General features: G+C 69.4%; 20 protein-coding genes and 1 pseudogene. 8 read left to right on the top strand and 13 right to left on the bottom strand.

Annotated elements, in window-relative coordinates; all coding sequences use genetic code 11:
- Positions 1-14 precede the first annotated feature (14 nt).
- Positions 15-1,085 carry a sugar ABC transporter substrate-binding protein gene (locus DY245_RS33430; RefSeq protein WP_244943431.1) on the bottom strand — a complete coding sequence of 357 codons (1,071 nt, stop codon included), beginning with the start codon at positions 1,083-1,085 and terminating at the stop codon, positions 15-17.
- Positions 1,086-1,625: 540 nt separating this feature from the next.
- Here DY245_RS33430 and DY245_RS33425 point away from each other — a divergent pair.
- A complete protein-coding gene (locus tag DY245_RS33425) occupies positions 1,626-2,513 on the top strand; it encodes a phenylalanine 4-monooxygenase (protein ID WP_128510901.1) in 888 nt (295 codons plus the stop codon).
- A 201-nt stretch (positions 2,514-2,714) separates the two neighbouring features.
- Here DY245_RS33425 and DY245_RS33415 read toward each other — a convergent pair whose 3' ends face one another.
- Positions 2,715-3,944 carry a PucR family transcriptional regulator gene (locus DY245_RS33415; RefSeq protein WP_128510900.1) on the bottom strand — a complete coding sequence of 410 codons (1,230 nt, stop codon included), beginning with the start codon at positions 3,942-3,944 and terminating at the stop codon, positions 2,715-2,717.
- A gap of 113 nt (positions 3,945-4,057) precedes the next feature.
- On the opposite strand from DY245_RS33415, the gene DY245_RS33410 reads away from it, so the two are divergent.
- Positions 4,058-5,227 carry a lactate 2-monooxygenase gene (locus DY245_RS33410; RefSeq protein WP_128510899.1) on the top strand — a complete coding sequence of 390 codons (1,170 nt, stop codon included), beginning with the start codon at positions 4,058-4,060 and terminating at the stop codon, positions 5,225-5,227.
- Positions 5,224-6,297, top strand: a complete 1,074-nt coding sequence (locus tag DY245_RS33405) for a 2-hydroxyacid dehydrogenase (RefSeq protein WP_128510898.1) — start codon at positions 5,224-5,226, stop codon at positions 6,295-6,297. The genes DY245_RS33410 and DY245_RS33405 overlap by 4 nt, the downstream gene beginning before the upstream one ends.
- 22 nt (positions 6,298-6,319) lie before the next feature.
- Here the strand turns inward: DY245_RS33405 and DY245_RS47150 are convergent, their stop codons facing one another.
- From DY245_RS47150 to DY245_RS33390, 3 genes are all read right to left on the bottom strand, one after another.
- Positions 6,320-6,490 carry a WD40 repeat domain-containing protein gene (locus tag DY245_RS47150; protein WP_342354240.1) on the bottom strand — a complete coding sequence of 57 codons (171 nt, stop codon included), beginning with the start codon at positions 6,488-6,490 and terminating at the stop codon, positions 6,320-6,322.
- 29 nt (positions 6,491-6,519) lie between these two features.
- On the bottom strand, positions 6,520-7,338 hold the full coding sequence (locus tag DY245_RS33395; RefSeq protein ID WP_128510897.1) for an SGNH/GDSL hydrolase family protein: 819 nt from the start codon (positions 7,336-7,338) through the stop codon (positions 6,520-6,522).
- Between the two features lie 121 nt (positions 7,339-7,459).
- The gene (locus DY245_RS33390) at positions 7,460-8,029 is read right to left on the bottom strand and encodes a PadR family transcriptional regulator (RefSeq protein WP_128510896.1); all 570 of its coding nucleotides are present in this window, start codon (positions 8,027-8,029) and stop codon (positions 7,460-7,462) included.
- Positions 8,030-8,144: 115 nt separating this feature from the next.
- Here DY245_RS33390 and DY245_RS47145 point away from each other — a divergent pair.
- A pseudogene (locus DY245_RS47145) lies at positions 8,145-8,297 on the top strand (nuclear transport factor 2 family protein); the annotation flags it as partial.
- A gap of 8 nt (positions 8,298-8,305) precedes the next feature.
- On the opposite strand, the gene DY245_RS33380 reads toward DY245_RS47145, so the two are convergent.
- Positions 8,306-9,268, bottom strand: coding sequence for a LysR family transcriptional regulator (locus DY245_RS33380; protein WP_128510895.1), 963 nt, complete (start codon positions 9,266-9,268; stop codon positions 8,306-8,308).
- A 160-nt stretch (positions 9,269-9,428) separates the two neighbouring features.
- Here DY245_RS33380 and DY245_RS33375 point away from each other — a divergent pair, with 160 nt between their 5' ends.
- Together DY245_RS33375 and DY245_RS33370 are read left to right on the top strand one after the other, a co-directional pair.
- A complete protein-coding gene (locus DY245_RS33375) occupies positions 9,429-10,124 on the top strand; it encodes a type 1 glutamine amidotransferase domain-containing protein (RefSeq protein WP_128510894.1) in 696 nt (231 codons plus the stop codon).
- Between the two features lie 2 nt (positions 10,125-10,126).
- The gene (locus tag DY245_RS33370; RefSeq protein WP_128510893.1) at positions 10,127-10,756 is read left to right on the top strand and encodes a TetR/AcrR family transcriptional regulator; all 630 of its coding nucleotides are present in this window, start codon (positions 10,127-10,129) and stop codon (positions 10,754-10,756) included.
- Between the two features lie 82 nt (positions 10,757-10,838).
- Here the strand turns inward: DY245_RS33370 and DY245_RS33365 are convergent, their stop codons facing one another.
- From DY245_RS33365 to DY245_RS33345, 5 genes are all read right to left on the bottom strand, one after another.
- On the bottom strand, positions 10,839-11,399 hold the full coding sequence (locus DY245_RS33365; protein ID WP_128510892.1) for a DUF4231 domain-containing protein: 561 nt from the start codon (positions 11,397-11,399) through the stop codon (positions 10,839-10,841).
- 36 nt (positions 11,400-11,435) lie between these two features.
- Positions 11,436-12,206, bottom strand: coding sequence for a glycerophosphodiester phosphodiesterase family protein (locus tag DY245_RS33360; RefSeq protein ID WP_220377982.1), 771 nt, complete (start codon positions 12,204-12,206; stop codon positions 11,436-11,438).
- A 130-nt stretch (positions 12,207-12,336) separates the two neighbouring features.
- A complete protein-coding gene (locus tag DY245_RS33355; RefSeq protein ID WP_128510890.1) occupies positions 12,337-13,086 on the bottom strand; it encodes an SDR family NAD(P)-dependent oxidoreductase in 750 nt (249 codons plus the stop codon).
- 189 nt (positions 13,087-13,275) lie between these two features.
- Positions 13,276-13,602, bottom strand: coding sequence for a GYD domain-containing protein (locus tag DY245_RS33350; RefSeq protein WP_128510889.1), 327 nt, complete (start codon positions 13,600-13,602; stop codon positions 13,276-13,278).
- 197 nt (positions 13,603-13,799) lie between these two features.
- The gene (locus DY245_RS33345; RefSeq protein WP_425329472.1) at positions 13,800-14,204 is read right to left on the bottom strand and encodes a hypothetical protein; all 405 of its coding nucleotides are present in this window, start codon (positions 14,202-14,204) and stop codon (positions 13,800-13,802) included.
- A 93-nt stretch (positions 14,205-14,297) separates the two neighbouring features.
- On the opposite strand from DY245_RS33345, the gene DY245_RS44900 reads away from it, so the two are divergent.
- A complete protein-coding gene (locus DY245_RS44900) occupies positions 14,298-14,768 on the top strand; it encodes a luciferase domain-containing protein (RefSeq protein WP_181923989.1) in 471 nt (156 codons plus the stop codon).
- A 116-nt stretch (positions 14,769-14,884) separates the two neighbouring features.
- Here the strand turns inward: DY245_RS44900 and DY245_RS33335 are convergent, their stop codons facing one another.
- On the bottom strand, positions 14,885-15,190 hold the full coding sequence (locus DY245_RS33335; RefSeq protein ID WP_128510887.1) for a winged helix-turn-helix transcriptional regulator: 306 nt from the start codon (positions 15,188-15,190) through the stop codon (positions 14,885-14,887).
- A gap of 166 nt (positions 15,191-15,356) precedes the next feature.
- Between DY245_RS33335 and DY245_RS33330 the strand changes: the two genes are divergently transcribed.
- A complete protein-coding gene (locus DY245_RS33330) occupies positions 15,357-15,944 on the top strand; it encodes a carboxymuconolactone decarboxylase family protein (RefSeq protein ID WP_128510886.1) in 588 nt (195 codons plus the stop codon).
- A gap of 455 nt (positions 15,945-16,399) precedes the next feature.
- Here DY245_RS33330 and DY245_RS33320 read toward each other — a convergent pair whose 3' ends face one another.
- Positions 16,400-17,065 (bottom strand): TetR/AcrR family transcriptional regulator, encoded by a 666-nt coding sequence (locus DY245_RS33320; RefSeq protein ID WP_128510885.1) that lies wholly within the window; start codon positions 17,063-17,065, stop codon positions 16,400-16,402.
- Positions 17,066-17,077 lie beyond the last annotated feature (12 nt).

Here is a 17,077-nt window from a genome sequence, read left to right as displayed (position 1 = left end):
TAACTGAGGGTCTGTCACTCCAGGCCCAGGGACTTGCACGCGGAGGCGAGATCGCCGGCGCAGAGCAGATCGGTCCGGACCACGCCGTCGCGGACAACGGTGTCCTTCAGATTCTTCTTGGTGACGATCTGCGCCTTGAACAGCTGGGCGGGGATACCGGACTTGCTGTTGTTACCGGCGGTTGTTGTGGTAAGGGAGCTGATGCTCTTCCCGCGCAGCAGACGGAAGGCGATTTCGGCGGCGGTTTCGGCCTCCGGCCTGACTTCCTTGTAAATGGTGAAGGACTGAGTACCGGCTACCAGCCGCTGCAGCGCGGGGAGTTCGGCATCCTGACCACCGAGCGGAACATTCTTGATACCGGCCGCCTTGAGCGCCTCGGCGATGCCGCCGGCCATACCGTCGTTGGCCGAGTACACCGCGTCAAAGCCCTGCGCGCCACGGACGTTGATGACATCGGTCATCTTCTTCTTGGCCGTCGCCGCCGACCAGTCGGGGATGTCCTTCTCGTAGACGACCTTGTGGACCTTGCCGTCGAGGACGTCATGGGCGCCCTTCTTGTAGGCCGGCGCGTTCGGGTCGGTCGGCGAGCCGTTCATCATGACGACGTCGGCGGCGGCCGCCTCGGAGCCGAGGGCGGCGAGAATGCCCTGGCCCTGGAGCCGGCCGATCTTCTCGTTGTCGTAGGAGACATAGGCCGCGACATCGCCCTCGGCGAGTCGGTCGTACGCGACGACCTGGACGCCCTTCTTGGCGGCCGAGTCCACCCAGCTCTTGGCCGCCTGCGCGTCGACCGGGTCCAGAATGATGACCTTGACGCCCTTCTTCACCAGGGCTTCGAACTGTCTCTTCTGGGTATTGACTTGCTGCTCGGCATTCCCGTAATCGATCTTGCATTCGAGGCAGAGTGAAGCTATACGGGCCGAAATGATGCGGTGGTCGAATTTCTCGTAACGAGCCGCCTTGTTCTCCGGGAGGAGTAGACCAATTGCATCCTTGCCTGCGCCGGCGTCCTGGTGATCTTTTCCACAAGCCGCCAAGGGCGCTGCGAGCGAAAGCGCCATCGCGCCCGTGAGGGCGCGCCGCATTATTGCATTCATTTTCCGGTACCTCCCAAGGGGCCGCCTGACCGGCCCAGAACGGCTGAAGTGAACGTCACCGCCCACCCCATCGTCAAGAATCGAAGCAAGAACGATATGAAAGTGAGCTGTCGATTGGCGCCCTGAACAGCCCTTCACCGACCGGGCGTTCGGGACCGTACCCAACCGTTCAATTCATCCGGATCATCAAGATCACCGGCAGATCACCACGGACCACTTCGGATGGCTCTATATGGCTGCGGATAGCTCCGTATCGTTCCCTTCCCACCGGAACTCGACGGCTCGGGTCATCTCGGGCGCTATCTCCACAGCGCGAATGCACCCTTCGACCCCACATGTCAGACTTATGGCTGAGACGTCGGACCGGCCGGGCTCCGCGCCGGAAAGCGGCGATCCGCCCCCTTCGCCGCCGGGTTGGGCACGCGCGAGCGCCCCGCCCTCGTCCACACACCTCCACGGCCGATACCGCCCCCTGCCAACCCGCCGCACCAAGTGATCTTCGTTCGGGTTTGGGGCAAGGTGACACATATGAGCACGGTGAGGAATCACACCCCCGTCTCCGCGTCCGGGCGCCTGGGCCGCCCGGACCAGCACCCCGGGCGTAGCGACCCGGCGTATCTGCGGCGCCGCGACGCCCTGGCCGCACCGGCCGACGCTCACCGTGTCGGGGCGCCCTACCCGGCCGTCGACTACACCGAGGAGGAGCACCGCACCTGGCGCGTGGTGCACCAGGCCCTCGGCCCGGCACACCGCGCCCACGCCTGCCGTGCGGTCCTGGAGGCCGGCGAGGAAGCCGCCATCCCGGGCGAGCGGATCCCGCAGCACGCGGAGGTCAGCGTCCATCTCATGGCTCGCACCGGGTTCGCTTTCACACTGGCCGGCGGAGTGGTGCCCAACGAGCGGTTCCTGGGCGCGATGGAGCACGGCTACTTCCACGCCGTGCAGTTCGTCCGCCACCCGGCCGTCCCGCTCTACACACCCGAACCCGATGTACTGCACGACGTCTTCGGACACGGCGTCCATCTGTCCTGCCCGCGCTTCGCCCGCCTCTACCGGCTCATCGGCCGGGCCGCCAACCAGGTCGCCACCGAGGAAGCCCTCGACATTCTCAGCCGGGTCTACTGGTTCACCCTCGAATACGGGCTGATCACCGAATCCGGCACACCCAAGGTCTACGGAGCCGCCCTGCTGTCGTCCTACGGTGAGATCGCCGCGCACGACCGGCGGGAGGTCCGCGAGCTGGACCTCCGCACCGCGGCCGGCACCCCGTACCGCATCTCCGGCTACCAGCCCGTGCTGTACGCCGTGCGCTCCCTGGAACACCTCGAAGACACCCTCGGCGCCTTCTGCGAGGACTTCGACGACGACACCGCGCACCGGCTGGGCATCCCGGCGCTCTCGCGCGATCGGGCCTAGGCTCCGCGCTGCCACCCGGACCGGCCGGACCCGCCGCACCAGCCACACCGGCAGCACCAGCCACACCGGCAGCACCGGCAGCACCGGCAGCACCGGCAGCACCGGCAGCACCGGCAGCACCGGCAGCACCGGCAGCACCGGCAGCACCGGCTGGATGATCCGGTCCGGGACGATCCGGCGGCACGCCACGTATGCCCGGCCTCAGTGCCCGATCGTCCGGGCGATGTCCAGCGTGAGCCGCTGCCAGGGGTCGCGTGGGTCACGGGTGGTGAGGTCGGCGATGCGGCGCAGGCGGTAGCGCAGCGACTGGGGGTGCAGGCCGAGGCTTCGGGCGGCGGCGGTGGCGGAGCCCGTATCGAGGTAGATGGTGAGCGCTTCCAGCAGATGGCGCCGGCCGGGGTGGACGAGCGGGCCGAGGATCAGACGGCCGATCTGTTCGGGAGTGATGGCCGGGCGTCCGCCGAGGAGCGCGAGCACATGGGCATCCCCGTCCGTGAGGACGCGCGCGGGGTGGTGCGCATGTGCGGGTGCGGTGTCCAGGGCGTCGGCGGCGAGGCGGTGGGCGACGGCGATCCGGTCCAGGCTCTCCCCCGAGATCGCACAGCCGCGCAGGGCCCGCTCGCGCAGCGCCTCCGGCGCGGTCGCACCGGCCGCGGCCGGCAGCATCAGGACGACCCGCGAACCGCGGACCGTCGCCAGAGAAGTGACATCACCGCCGCGGCCGGTGAGCGAGGCGAGGAGCTCACCGGCCGCCTCCTGCGTCACGCCCGGACCCTCCGTTTCGACCGGCTCCGCCACCAACAGGCAGTAGGGGTCCGGGAGTTGCATGCCGAGTCGGGCGGCCCGGTCGGTCAGCGCCCCGATGGAGGCGTGCCGTCCGGCGATCAGATCGTCGAGGAGCAGGCGCAGCGCCCGCGCGCGGTCCGCGGTGAGGTCTTCGCTGGTGGCGGTGTACGCCGTGGCCATCTCTTCGGACAGCGTGTCGAGGGTGGTCAGCGCCATACGGGCGAGCGCGAAGGCGTCCGCTGCGCTCGGCGGCGGCGTACAGGCCGCGACCTCGTCGGTGATGACCGTCGCCGCGACCCGGTAGGCGCGCAGGACCGCCTGCACGGGGCGGCCGTCCGCGGCCCGTGCCGCCGCGATGCCGCGCAGCCGGCGGAGATCGGCGGAGGTGAGATCGCCGTCGGTGGCCCACAGGTGGAGCATCCGGTCCAGCGCCCATGCGGCGATGGCCCGTACCTCGTGGAGCCGGCCGTCATCGAGGACGGCGTAGGCCGGTACCTGCTCGCGCACCGCGGCGACGATCGTCGCGACGACCCGCGGGGCGGCGATCAGCTGCTGCCGGATCCGTTCGCGTTCCTGCCGGACACGTTCGTGCTCCTGCCGGATCAGTTCACGCTCCTGCCGGACACGTTCGCGCTCCTTTGTCACAGGGTGATGATTTCACCCGCGCGTTGTGCGCAGCACGGTGGACGGGTCTTGTCACTGTCGCCAGGATCTCGGGAGAAGCACGCAGTCTCAGGGACGAGAGGCGGGACGTACGGATGGCGAAGCACTGGGCGGACTTCCAGTACGAGATCTATCTCCACGGCATGACGGGCGCCGTGCCACGGCTGCCGACCGATCTGACGCGGCTGGAGGAACTCACCGCACAGCGCCTCGGCCCCGGTCCGGTCGGCTATGTGGCGGGCAGCGCGGGCACCGGCAGCACCGCCGACGCCAACCGGGCCGCGCTGGACCGCCGACGGATCGTCCCGCGGATGCTCCGTGATGTGCACGAACGGGACCTGTCCGTGGAGGTGTTGAGCCGCGCACTGCCCGCACCGCTCGCGCTCGCGCCGGTCGGCGTGCTGTCGATCATGCACCCGGACGCCGAGCCCGCCGCCGCCCGGGCCGCCGCGACGCAGGGCGTTCCGTACATCCTCTCCTCCGCCTCCAGCACGCCCATGGAGCAGGTCGCCGAGGCGATGGGCGACGGGGAACGGTGGTTCCAGCTGTACTGGGCCAAGGACCGCGAGGTCACCCGGAGCTTCCTGAACCGGGCGAAGGCGGCCGGCTACACCGCCCTGTTCGTCACTCTCGACACCCCGCTCCTCGCCTGGCGCCCACGCGATCTCGACCAGGCATATCTGCCGTTCCTGCACGGCGTGGGCACCGCCAACTACTTCACCGACCCCGCGTTCCGGGCGGGGCTCGCCAAACCGGTCCACGAGGACCCCGACGCGGCCGTGATGCACTTCGTCGGGATGTTCGCCGACCCCGCGAAGACCTGGCCCGACCTGGCGTTCCTGCGCGAGAACTGGGACGGCCCGATCGTCCTCAAGGGCATCCTGCACCCGGACGACGCGCTGCGCGCCGCCGAGGCCGGTGTGGACGGTGTGGTCGTCTCCAACCACGGAGGACGCCAGGTGGCGGGCTCCGTCGCCGCCGCCGACGCCCTGCCCCGCGTCGTCGAAGCGGCCGCCGACCGGCTCACCGTCCTCTTCGACAGCGGCATCCGCACCGGTGACGACATCTTCAAGGCACTCGCACTCGGCGCGAAGTCGGTGCTGGTAGGACGCCCGTACGCGTACGGACTCGGCCTCGACGGCCAAGCGGGCGTCGAGCACGTCATCCGCTGTCTGCTCGCCGAGTTCGACCTCACCCTGGCCCTGTCCGGACACTCCCGCCCCGGCACGCTGACCGCCGACGACCTCATCAAGGAATCCGCATGACCGCCGAGAAGCACACAGACAGGAACGCAGAGTCGCGCACGGAGACGAGGACGGAAACGAACGCCGGGACGCGCACAGGGACCAACGCCGGGACGAGCGACGTGAAGAACATCCTCGCCATCGTGTCCCCGCACGTGGGCGGCCGCACCGCCGGCGCCGCGCTCGCCGGTGTCTTCCCCGAGCAGGCGCACGTCACCGTCGTCGAGACGGCCGACGAGGACCCCGCGGCCCTGCGCGACGCGCAGATCATCATCACCGGCCTGGGCCCGGTCACCGCCGAACACCTCGCCACCGCACGGCACTTGGAGCTCGTCCAGTGCGCCAGCCACGGCTTCGAGTACGTCGACCTGGACGCGGCCCGCGGCAGGGGAATCCCGGTCTGCAACATCGGCTCCAGCGGCGCGGAGAAACAGAACGTCGCCGAGCAGACCTTCGCCCTCATGCTCGCTCTCGCCAAGCAACTGGTCCCGGCCCACACAGCCCTTGTCGAGGCCGACTGGGCCCTGCCGCGCCTACAGCAGTCCATCACCGAGCTGTCCGGCAAGACCCTCGGCATCATCGGCCTCGGCCACATCGGTGCGGAAGTCGCCCGCCGCGCCGTCGCGTTCGACATGAACATCGTCTACACCGGACCGAAGTCCGCCGGCCCGGAGACCGAGGCCCGTCTCGGCGGCGCCCGCCGTCTGGACCTCGACGAACTGCTCCGCACATCCGACTACATCACCCTGCACGCCCCGCTCACCGAGCAGACCCGTAACCTCCTCGACGCCGAGCGCCTCGCCCTCCTCAAGCCCACCGCCTTCGTTATCAACACCGCCCGTGGCGCCCTCATCGACCAGGACGCCCTCGCGGACGCCCTGGCATCCGGCACCCTTGCCGGCGCCGGCATCGACGTCTTCGACCCCGAACCGCCCACGGCGGCCCTGCGCCTGCTCAAGGCCCCGAACGTCGTCCTCTCCCCGCACGTCGCGGGCGTCACCCGCGAAACGCTCGTCCGCATCGCCTTGGCCGCCGTACAGAACGTCCTCGACCACCTGGCCGGAAAGCCGCTGCGGGACATCGTCTCGTAACGGCGCGTCGGTCCTGCTCGGTCTACGACAGGGCAGCGGGCTCCCGGGCTCCCCACAGACGCACCGTCCGGTCCCCGCCCGCGGTCGCCAGGAGACGCCCGTCAGGAGAGAAGACCACCACCTTGATCCCGCTGGTGTGACCGGTGAGCGGCGCACCAACAGCCCGGCCACCGGCGGGATCCCACAACCGCACTGCCGGACAGCACCCGGGCGGTTCCCGACTCAGCCGACCCGCGGGCCGCCGTCGCCGGACGGTGCCTGTACGGGCAGGAGTTGGGGACGCTTGGCGGTGCGGCCGTCGCCCGAGGAGCGGCCCCGGAGGCGTCTGGCGAGCCAGGGGCCGAGGAAGGCGGCGGCCCAGCGGACTTCGGTGGCCGCGGTGCGCCAAGGGGTGGGAGCCGGGCCCGGGGGCGGGGGCAGGGGGTGTGTCCAGGAGTCGTCGCTGCCGGGCAGTTGGAGGGCGTGGGCGACGGCCGCCGCGATACGCGCATGGCCGAGGGGGCTCGCGTGGAGCCGGTCGGCGCTCCACAGTCGCGGGTCGGTGACCACGGCGTGGTGGGAGGTCTCGGCGACGGTCACCCCGTGACGGTCGGCGGCGGCGCGAATGCGGTCGTTGAGCGCCGTGACCCGCGAGCCGATCGGGCGGGCGAGCGGGGTGATGCGCGCGGCGTCGGGGAAGGTCACGGTGGCCACCCGGGCTCCGGCTGCCGTGAGCGCGGCGAACATCGCCTCCAGATGGCCGGCCACCTCGTCGGCGTCGAACCCCGGCCGCAGCAGATCGTTGACCCCGGCGACGACGGTGGCCAGATCGGGCCGTAGCGCGAGCGCGGGAGCGAGCTGTTCGGCGTGGACGTGGGCGGCGAGCCGTCCGCGTACGGCCAGATTGGCGTACCGGAGATCGGGGGTGGTGACCGCGAGGCCTTCGGCCAGCCGGTCGGCCCAGCCCCGCAGGCCCGCGCGGTCGTCCCCGTCGCCGAGGCCCTCGGTCTGACTGTCCCCCAGCGCGACATACCGAAGATATGGAGCGTCTGACACGAACATCCGCCTTCCTTACGGGCATTGCTTCTTACGGCTCGCCACTGACAGGTCTTACGGCATCGCCACGCACGGGTCTTACGGGACGGCCGCTTTCGGGAGGGGCATTTCGGGACGCCGCGGGCCCTCAGCTCCGGTCGGCGGCCGCCGAGCGCCGCGCCAGGATGTCCAGGGCCCGCTCGCCCCAGCGCAGGTTCTCCTCCTCGAAGGCCCGGCCGCGCATCAGGGTCAGATAGGGGCCGATGCGCTCGGCGTCGCGCACGTACTCGTCCTCGCTGCGCCCGTCGAGGAGCCGGTCGCGCAGCCGCTCGTAGTGGGCGATCTTGCCGCGTGCCCACTCCATACGCTCCTCGATCAACGCGCGTGCCGCGTCGAGCTCTCCCGTGTCCACGGCCTGGATCTTGACCATGAGTTCGTCCCGGATGGCGGTGGGCCGGGGCGGCGCGGTGGTGAAGGCCCGCAGATCTTCCCGGCCGGCCTCGGTGAGCGTGAACATCCGCTTGTTCGGCCTGCGTTCCTGCTGCACGAGTCGTGCGTCGATCAGCCCCTCCTCCGCCAGCCGCTCCATCTCCCGATAGAGCTGCTGCGGCGTCGCCGACCAGAAGTTCGCCACGGCGACATCGAAGACCTTGGCCAGGTCGTAGCCCGACGCCTCACCTTCCAGCAGGGCCGCGAGGAGCGCGTACTTGAGAGACATCTGGGCACGTTAACACTCACGCGAATAATCGCCTTCTTGTCTACTCAACACATTGACTACCACTATCTATCGCTACGCCTACGAGGTGAGAGCAGGCACGCATTCCGCAAGGCCGGCCATCACCGCGGCGATCCCGCGCGGCGCCTCCCGGGTCTTCGAGGACTTCCGCTACGTACGCGAGATCAACGGCGCCGACGGTCACGACCACGCGCTGGTCCTCACCGCCCGCGTCGGCAGCCGCGAGATCAACGGCTGCGACTTCCTCCACACGCACCACTACCAGGTGCGGCCGGCCTGGAGGAGGTGGTCACGGACCAGATCGACATGGGGGTTGTCGGCCGAGCCGGGGCGCTGGACGAGGAAGCCCGTGTTGATCGGGGGGTCCTCGGGGTCGAGCAGCGGGACCAGCGCGCCCGAGGCGAGCTCGTCTAGGCACAGATAGCGGGGAAGCACTGTGAAGCCCGCGCCCGCGGTGACCGCCGACAGCACGCCCCGCAGATCGGGGACGGTGACGGCCGCCTGGCAACTGAGGCGCTTGCCGAACACGTGCCGCCAGTAGCGGCGGGCGATGGGCAGATCCTCGGCGTACGTCACGAGCGGGATGCCGTGCAGCGCCGCCGGGCCGTCGGCGGCAATCCGGGCCGGGCCGCCGATGCGGTCCGCCCAGACCGGCGCGGCGACCAGGACGAACTCCTCGTCCATCAGCGGTACGGCGGTCAGACTGCGGCCGCGTGGGCGGATGGTGGCGATGACCAGGTCGTGGCGGCCGGCGCGCAGTCCGTCGAGGAGCGGTTCGGTCAGGCCGGTGCTCACCCGCAGACGTACCCCGCTTTCGACGAGGGGCGCGAGCGCCGGCAGCGCGCGTACGCAGAGCAGCTCGGCCGGGCCCGCCAGGTGGACGGGCGCGGCGGGGCCGTTCCCGTCGGGGCCGCCATGGCCGGTGACGGACGCGAGCGCGTCGAGGGGCGCGACGACACGGGACGCGAGGTCGTCCGCGAAGGGCACGGGGGCGACGCCCCTCGGCAGCCGCTCGAACAGCTCTCGGTCCAGCTGCCGTTCCAGGGCGCGGATCTGGGTGGTGACGGTGGGCTGCGACAGACCCAGCAGACGGGCGGCGGCCGTGAAGGACCCGGAACGGTACACGGCGAGGAAGGTGCGCAGCAGGTTCAGGTCGGGCGGTCCCGCGACGGGTCCTTGGTCCGCTGTTCCCGCCGACCCATTGGATTCCCTATCCCTCATACAGGCGATCCTATTGGATTCCTATGGGAGGTCCGCTCTACCTTCGAGGACATCACCACGCTGACGATCTGGGTTCGGAACGTCAGGGATTCCAGAACGCCAGGCGCCCGAAACTCTCCCTGGGCCCCGGCGGGCCCGCACCACCCCGAAGGAACAAGAGATGCCCAAGATCCTTTTCGTCGTCACCGGTGTCGATCACTGGACGCTGGCCGACGGCACCCAGCACCCCACCGGCTTCTGGGCCGAGGAGGCCGTCGCCCCGTACGAGGCGTTCAAGGCCGCGGGCCACGAGATCGTCGTCGCCACCCCCGGCGGCGTCGTACCGACCGTGGACAAGGGCAGCCTGGCGCCCGAGGTCAACGGTGGCCAGGAGGGCGCCGACAAGATCGCGAGCACTCTCGCCTCGATCACCGAACTCCAGCACCCGGTCGACCTGGCGGACATCGACCTGGCCGACTACGCCGCGGTCTTCTACCCCGGCGGCCACGGCCCGATGGAGGACCTGGCGGTCAACACCGACTCCGGCAAGCTGCTGACCCTGGCCCTGGAGTCCGGCAAGCCGCTCGGTGTGGTCTGCCACGCCCCGGCCGCGCTGCTGGCCGCCACGAAGGAGGATGGCACCAACGCCTTCGCGGGTTACCGGCTGACCGGCTTCACCAACGCAGAGGAGACCCAGGCCGGCTTCGCCGACCAGGCGAAGTGGCTGCTCCAGGACCGTCTCGTCGAGCTCGGCGCCGACTTCAAGGAGGGCGAGCCGTGGGCCCCGAACGTCGTCGTCGACCGCAACCTGATCACCGGCCAGAACCCGTCCTCCTCCGCCCCGCTCGCCGCCGAACTGCTGAAGAAGCTGGCCTGACGATGGGCACCGACCGGCTCACCGAGGTCCTCGACGCGACGTATGACTGCCTCACGCGGTACGGCGTACGACGCACCACGATGGACGACATCGCCTCCACGATCGGCGTGTCCCGGTCAGCGGTCTACCAGTACGTCCGCAGCAAGGACGACGCGTTCCGCCGGCTCGCCGAGCGCCTGCACACCCAGGCCCTCGCGCGGGCCCGGCGCGCCGCGGCCGCCGAGGACGCACCGTACGCCGAGCGCGTCCGCGGCATCCTGGCGGCCAAGCTCGACCTGGTCCTCCAGCTGGCGGGGGACTCCCCGCACACCGCCGAACTCCTCAACGAGAAGGCCCGGTTGTTCGGCGACATCTGCCATGGGTTCACCGGCGATCTGCGCCGTCTGCTGATCGACGTCTTCGCCGAGGCCGGCGCCCCGGGCGGCGTCGAGCCCGCCGAGCCCATAGAGCCGGTCGAACCCGTCGAGCACGTCAAGTCCGTCGAACCCGTCGAACCCGTCGAAGCGGCCGACATCTGCATCGCCCTCGTCATCGGCCTGGAGTCGGTCGCCGAGGGCCGACGGCTCCTCGCCCCGGCTGCGGACGCCCTCATGGCCGGGCTCTTGCCCACTACGGCCATCGCCCCTCACTGACCGACGGCCGCCGCCTCTCGCACTCCCCTGCTCCCCCGCATCCCCGTTTCCCCGTTCCCCGGGCGAGATGGTTATTCCGTCATCACGCCCGTCGGCGCGTATGGGGTGGCGGAATCGAGATATGGACATCCGCGCCGGGTTGAGGTGTGGGCAACTCGTTGAAGTACGAATCCGCTTCGTCGCGACGAATCCGCATCACCGCGTCGATCAACCCCCGTGTGGCAGCGGCGCGCTCCGCAGGATCAATGTCGTGCGGCGCTTGTTCCTCTTCGCTGCGCGTGAGTTTCCAGTTGAGGTACGCCTCGCTGATCGCTATCTCGGTATTGCGTAACAAGATCCACGACTGGTCGAAACGGTAGAACGAGCGCAGCGCCGTGACCGCTGAGACGGTCACACCCGCCAGAGACACGATCAACTGTTTGTGGGGGTAGGACGCGGTGGCCAGAAGGGGCAGCAGGGCACCGACGCCGATCACGATGATGCCGCTGGTTCGGTAGCCTCGTCGATGCCAGCGGGCACGGACATCGTAGAAGTGCCGCATTTGCTGCACGTAGCGCTCGGCCGCTATCTCCAGCTGCCCATCGGCGGCTTCCAGGAACTCCTCGACGGCAGGGGCCCGAAAACCCCGCCACGACACACGCATGGTCCTCCCCACGCTCGCGCACGCCTGTCGACAGGGCTACTGCTGCTGAGCCGGCGGCACGACGGAATGCTGGTAGGCGGTCGGCAGATACCCGTCGAAGAAGAAATTGTCGGCCACCTGCGCCGCGCGTGCCTCGCTTTCCGAGGAACTGACCGTCCAGGCCAGGAGCGGTATGCCGCGTCGATGCCAGAAAGTGGCATATCGGGACGGGAGCATATCGAGCTCGTAGGAGATGAAATCCGGTGATGTCAGGACGTTGGCGGCCATGGTGCTGCCGATCAGCGCGGTTACTCGCCCCGCGGACCGCAAGGCTCCTGAAACCTGTCCGACGGGCCTGTCGTTGACGAGCCGACGAAGGCGGTGGACGGCAAGCGGGTCGAAGGACTGCACGGCGACCGGCCCCGGGTAGTCACGAATACTGCCGGCTACCGCCCGCTCCAGAAGAGGGCTGGACTCGATGCCCCAGCGCCGTACATCGACGATGACGGGAACGCGGCCGTCGGTGATCTCCCATACCTGCTGAAGCGTGGGGACCGGTTCATCGGATTCGCCGAGCCGGAGCCTGCTCAATTCCTCGCGGCCGAGTTCGGAAATGCGCTTCGGGCAGCCGGCCATGCGGGCCAGAGTCGCATCGTGCGCGACAACCAGGGTGCCGTCACGGGACAGTTGAACATCGAGCTCGAAGGGGATTCCTCGCTCTGCCGCCAGCCGAAAGGCGGTCAGGGAGTTCTCCGGTACACCCGCTTCGGGACGGAACAGCCCGCGGTGCGCAATCGGCTCTGAAAACAGCCAGTCGAAGCCCTTCACCGGCGCCTCCCTCGGGTGCAGGCCACCTTCCGTCAGATACCCGCTGAGGCCACCCGGAGAACCCGAGCCCTGCTCTCCGATACGCCCTCGCCCTCGGGTTGCTCGGCGCCGGTTCACACGGGCGAGAGGGCTATGTCCCGGCCCCGCCGTCGACATCGAGCACCGCGCCCGTGATGTAGGACGCGGCCGGTCCGGCGAGGAAGACGATTGCCGCCGCGATCTCCTCCGGACGGCCGTAACGGCCGAGCGGCACCTGCGCCATGAGGGCGGGGGCGAGTTCGCCGTGCGCCGGGTTCATGTCCGTGTCGACGGGGCCCGGCTGGACGACATTGACGGTGATGCCCCGAGGTGCCAGGTCCCTGGCCGCTCCCCGGCTGTAGCCGACGATGGCGGCCTTCGTCGCGGCATAGTCCGCGAAGCCGCTCAGGCCCACACGGCTGGCCGCGAGTGAGCCCACGGAGACGATCCGGCCGCCCTCACCCATCACCTGGGCGGCCGCGCGGACGGCCGCTACTACGCCACCGATGTTGATGGCGTACTGCTGCTCCACGGCCTCGGTGTCGGCGCCGGAATCGCCGAGCGGCGCGGGGATCGAAACACCGGCATTGTTGACGAGGATGTCGAGCCGGCCGAATCGGTCCACCACCGCACTGACCAGCCCCTGGACCTGCCCAGGATCGGCCTGATCAGCTCGGAGACCGCACGCGCGCACGCCCTTGCCCGCCAGCTCCCGCACGACGGCTTCCGCCCTGTCGGCCGAGGCCACATAGCTGATCGCGACATCCGCACCCTCATCCGCAAGCGCCCGCGCAGTCGCCGCCCCGATACCGCGCGAACCACCCGTGACCAGCGCGACCTTGCCGTTCAGCGTCTCTCCCATGGCCGTCAAGTCACCCCTCTCTGCGCGTACGACGCAGGCACCGGCCACAACCCCGTCAGGTCCGCCGGGAAGGGCGAGCAATCACCGGAACAGGGACAGGCACAGGGGCAGGCACAGGGGCAGGCACAGGGACCGGAACCAGGGCCGGGACCGAGACTGGCCTGGAACGAGGCCGGGCAGGGAACCGGATCAGCTGCCAGGCGAACGGAACTCGACGCTCTTGCTCCTCTTCGCCGCCTCATCGATCTCCTCGACGGCCAGCAGGGGAATCGCCTTGGACTGCACCGCTCCGGAAGCTCGCACCGCCATCGCGACAGCAGCCATCGACAGGCGGTCGGGGAAGTCGACGATGCAGTACAAGTCGGCGTCCCCGTAAGCGAAGTACATCGCCTCAAGTGTGCCTCCGCAGGATGCAACGGCCTGCTCCGAGGCAGCTCGGCGCCCGCTTCCGCCCTCGGTGAGCAGCCCCTTCGCTCCCTCGGGGGTGTAGCTAGCCTGAACCAGGTACTTCGGCATCCCGCTCTCCCCTACTCCAATGGGCCGCTGTCACTGCGTTTACGCCCCCACTATGACCCGCAGCAGTCCGCTTTGACCCCTTATATTCCACCAAACGAACCGCGAGCCAAGCGCCGCCGCGCGGCTGCCCGGCTGCCCGGCTGCCCGGCTGCCCACGGTCGACTCAAGCAGTAGCACCGATTGCGGCTGTCCGGCCCTCAGCCCAGCAGGTCGATGACGGTTCCGAGGCCTCGGCGTTCGGCTTCTCGGTGGGCCGTCCAGGTGAGCGCGAGATCCTGCCAGGGCAGGCCGACGGGGGCGTACACGGTGACCTGATCGGGGTGGGTGCGGCCGGGATGCCGTTGGCGGAGGATCTCGCCGAGGGTGGCATCGACAACGTCTGCCGGAAGGCCTGCGTTCGCGAGTGCGCCCGTGGTGGCGGCCAGACGGCGGTCGTCGACCGTGAGCAGGGCGGCCTCCAGGGCGAGCAGTTCACCGTCCCGGCCGCTGTGGAGGCAGATGACACCACGCAGGGCCGGGCCGGCACCGGGGAATTTCGCGTTGACCTTCACGGTGTACGCATCGATGCCGGGGAGGAGGCCGGGGCGCAGTGCTGTGGCCACCAGCACATTGGCAGGCCTCGGAACAGTCACTTTCCCAAGCAGGTGGTGAATGGGGGTGGTTCACGGGGTAGAGAGTACGCAAGGATGGTGCTTATGACCGCGGCCGATCGCGCCATGACCCAGTTGGAGTCGTGGCCGAACCTGGTAAGTGGCTCGCCCCGGTGCGCCGTTGGACGCGCCTTCGGAACAGCCGGAGATGAAATCGTCCATTTCCACTCCAACGATGCCGCGGATCTGCACCTCACCCGCGCGGCAATCGAACGCCTCCTCCCTCAGCTGCGGCTGAGCACCGCGATCCGGGTACGGCCCGGGGCATCGTGGATCACCGTACTCCTCGACTGCGACGCCGACATCGCGCTCCTGCTCACCCTCGTCAGCGTCGCCCTGAAGGAACACGGCGCCACACTCGCGGGCTGCGCCCCTCCCCCGTGCGACTGGGAGCTCCCGGCCATCCCGTCACTGCGCAAGGCGGCATCGCCTGGACCCATCGCACCGGACCCCGTCCATCGGGGGATGCCCTCCGTATGGAAGACGGTCGGGCGCCTGATCCCGCACGGCCACTGACCGCTCGGCCACCGACCGCTCACATATCCAGGCGATCGCGAAGACCGGGGCGAACTCACGGACGGGCAGTCAGTGGCGCCCGCACCCTGTACGAGCCTTGAACGAGCCCTGCACGGCTACGGCTTCGGGCCTGACCCGCCGGGCGGCATCTGGTCGAGTGCGGTGGCCCAGCGTTCGGACCATCGATGCAGCCCCCGCAGCTCATCGCAGGCTTCCTTGCCGAGAGCTGTCAGGCGGTAGCCGTCCTCGGTATCGCGCTCTACGAGCTGGGCCTCCTGCAGTTCGGTGAGGCGCTGCTGAAGCACGCTGGAGGACATGCCGTCGCACTGCTGCTGCAACGGCCTGAAACCAAGGGTCCGGCCGCGCAGTTCCCACAGGATGCGCAAGGTCCATCGCCGTCCGAACAGGTCGAGCGCAGCCATGAGAGGGCGGCCTGTTGTGGAGCCGCGGACGGGACGTCGGGGTTTCGGTGCTGCCGTCATGATGCTCGCCGTTCCTCTCCACTCAGGGGTAGCGCTTCGATTTCCGAAACACTACCCTCCCTTCGGACGCTTCGAAATTCGAAGCATCTGAAGGGAGGAAACACACATGACCGCTCGGATCCCGCCGGTCGAAGCCCCCTACCCCTCGGAGGGGGTTGCCACGGCACTGCGCCGCATGATGCCCGGCGAGCAGGAGCCCATCGCCTTGTTCCGGCTGTACGCACGCAACGTGCCGCTCGCCGAGGCGCTGCACGGCTGGGGCTCGTACGAGCTCAGTCGCCGGCTCAGTCTCGGCCTGCGGGACCGGGAGATCGTCATCGACCGCACCTGCGCCCTGTGCGGCTGCGAGTACGAATGGGGCGTACACATCGCACGCTTCGCCTCCCGCGCCGAACTGACCGACGCGCAGATCGGTTCCCTGACGCACGGATCGAGCGTCGACCCCTGCTGGACGACCGAACGGGACCGGCTGCTCCTCGATGCGGCCGATGCACTGCACACCCACCACGACCTCGACGACCCACTGTGGGACCGACTCAGCGGTGAATTCAGCCCGGAACAACTCCTGGACCTGCTCATGCTGTGCGGCTGGTACCACGCCATCAGCTTCACCGCCCGCGCCACCAGACTGACCTCGGAAGCCGGCGCACCACAGTTCCGCGATTTCCTGCCTACGCCCCATCGGGCACCCTGACCCCCACGGAGGCGCGTGTCCGCTGCTACCGAAGCCGCCAGTTCATGGCGAGCCGGGCCACAAATGAGGAGAAAACGCGTGTCGGAGACCGATTCGCCGGAGCCCGAGAACGCCGCACCGACGACCGCCGTGCCGACGACCGCCGAGGAAGCGCTCGTAATGGCCCGCACCAGCTTCCAGCCCCGCTGTCACGATGGCACCCCGGCGTCCGTGCACGTCCAGGAATTCGACATCGGCTACCTCATCTACGCCACGTTCCCCCTACCGAGCCACGCTCGTTCGGCGGCAGCCACCTCGTCATCTCCAAGGCTGACGGGGCACTCACCTTCGTCCCCAACTTCCCCCCGAAGTCCGCGATCGCCCTGTACCGCAAGCGCCACCACCCCAACCCGGAGAGCTGAGGAGCCGAGGAGCCGAGGAGCCGAAGAGCCGAGGGGCCGAGGAGTGGAACCGGGTCACGCCTGCCGTTCCCGATGCACCTTCAGGCCCTCGACAAGCAGCCGCAGGCCGAACTCGAAGTGCGCCGTGAAATCGGTGCTGGTGAGCACGGGCAGGGTCGCGGTGAGGTGCGGATATGTCCCTGCCGTCACCGCTTCGTGCAGTCGCCCCGCGTCCGCGGGAGCCTCGTTCCCCGGTTGCAGGGCGGCTTGTTCTTCCAGGGTGTGGCCGAGGGTGAAGTTGGCCACCGCCAAGAGGGTCCGCGCGGCGTCCTCGTCGCCGAATCCCGCCTCGCGCAGCACGCCGATCACCGCGTCGGCGAAGCCCAGGGTGTTCGCGCCGGTCGAGTGCGTACCGGCATACACCCGCGCACCGTCGCGATGGGCGAGCAGGGCCGTACGCATCGACCTCGCCAGGCCGGTCAGGCGCTCGCTCCAGTTGCCGTCCTCCGCCGGCGGAATGACGTCGGCCAGCATCCGCTCCGCCATCGCGGTCAGCAGGTCCTGCTTGGTGGCGAAGTACCGGTAGAGCGCGCCCGCCTGAACGCCCATCGCGTCGGCGAGGCGCCGCATGGTCAGCGCGTCGAGGCCGGATTCGTCGAGCAGTTCCAGGGCGGTCTCGATGGTGCGGGCCTGGTCGAGCCGTGCGGGCCGGCCTCTGGTCGGGGTTGACGGGGAGCTCATGGACCTCACTAT

The sequence above is a fragment of the Streptomyces inhibens genome (genome assembly GCF_003389455.1).
Lineage (GTDB): Bacteria > Actinomycetota > Actinomycetes > Streptomycetales > Streptomycetaceae > Streptomyces > Streptomyces inhibens.
Note: the sequence above shows the minus strand (reverse complement) of the source record. Positions and strands in the feature narration are given on the sequence as shown.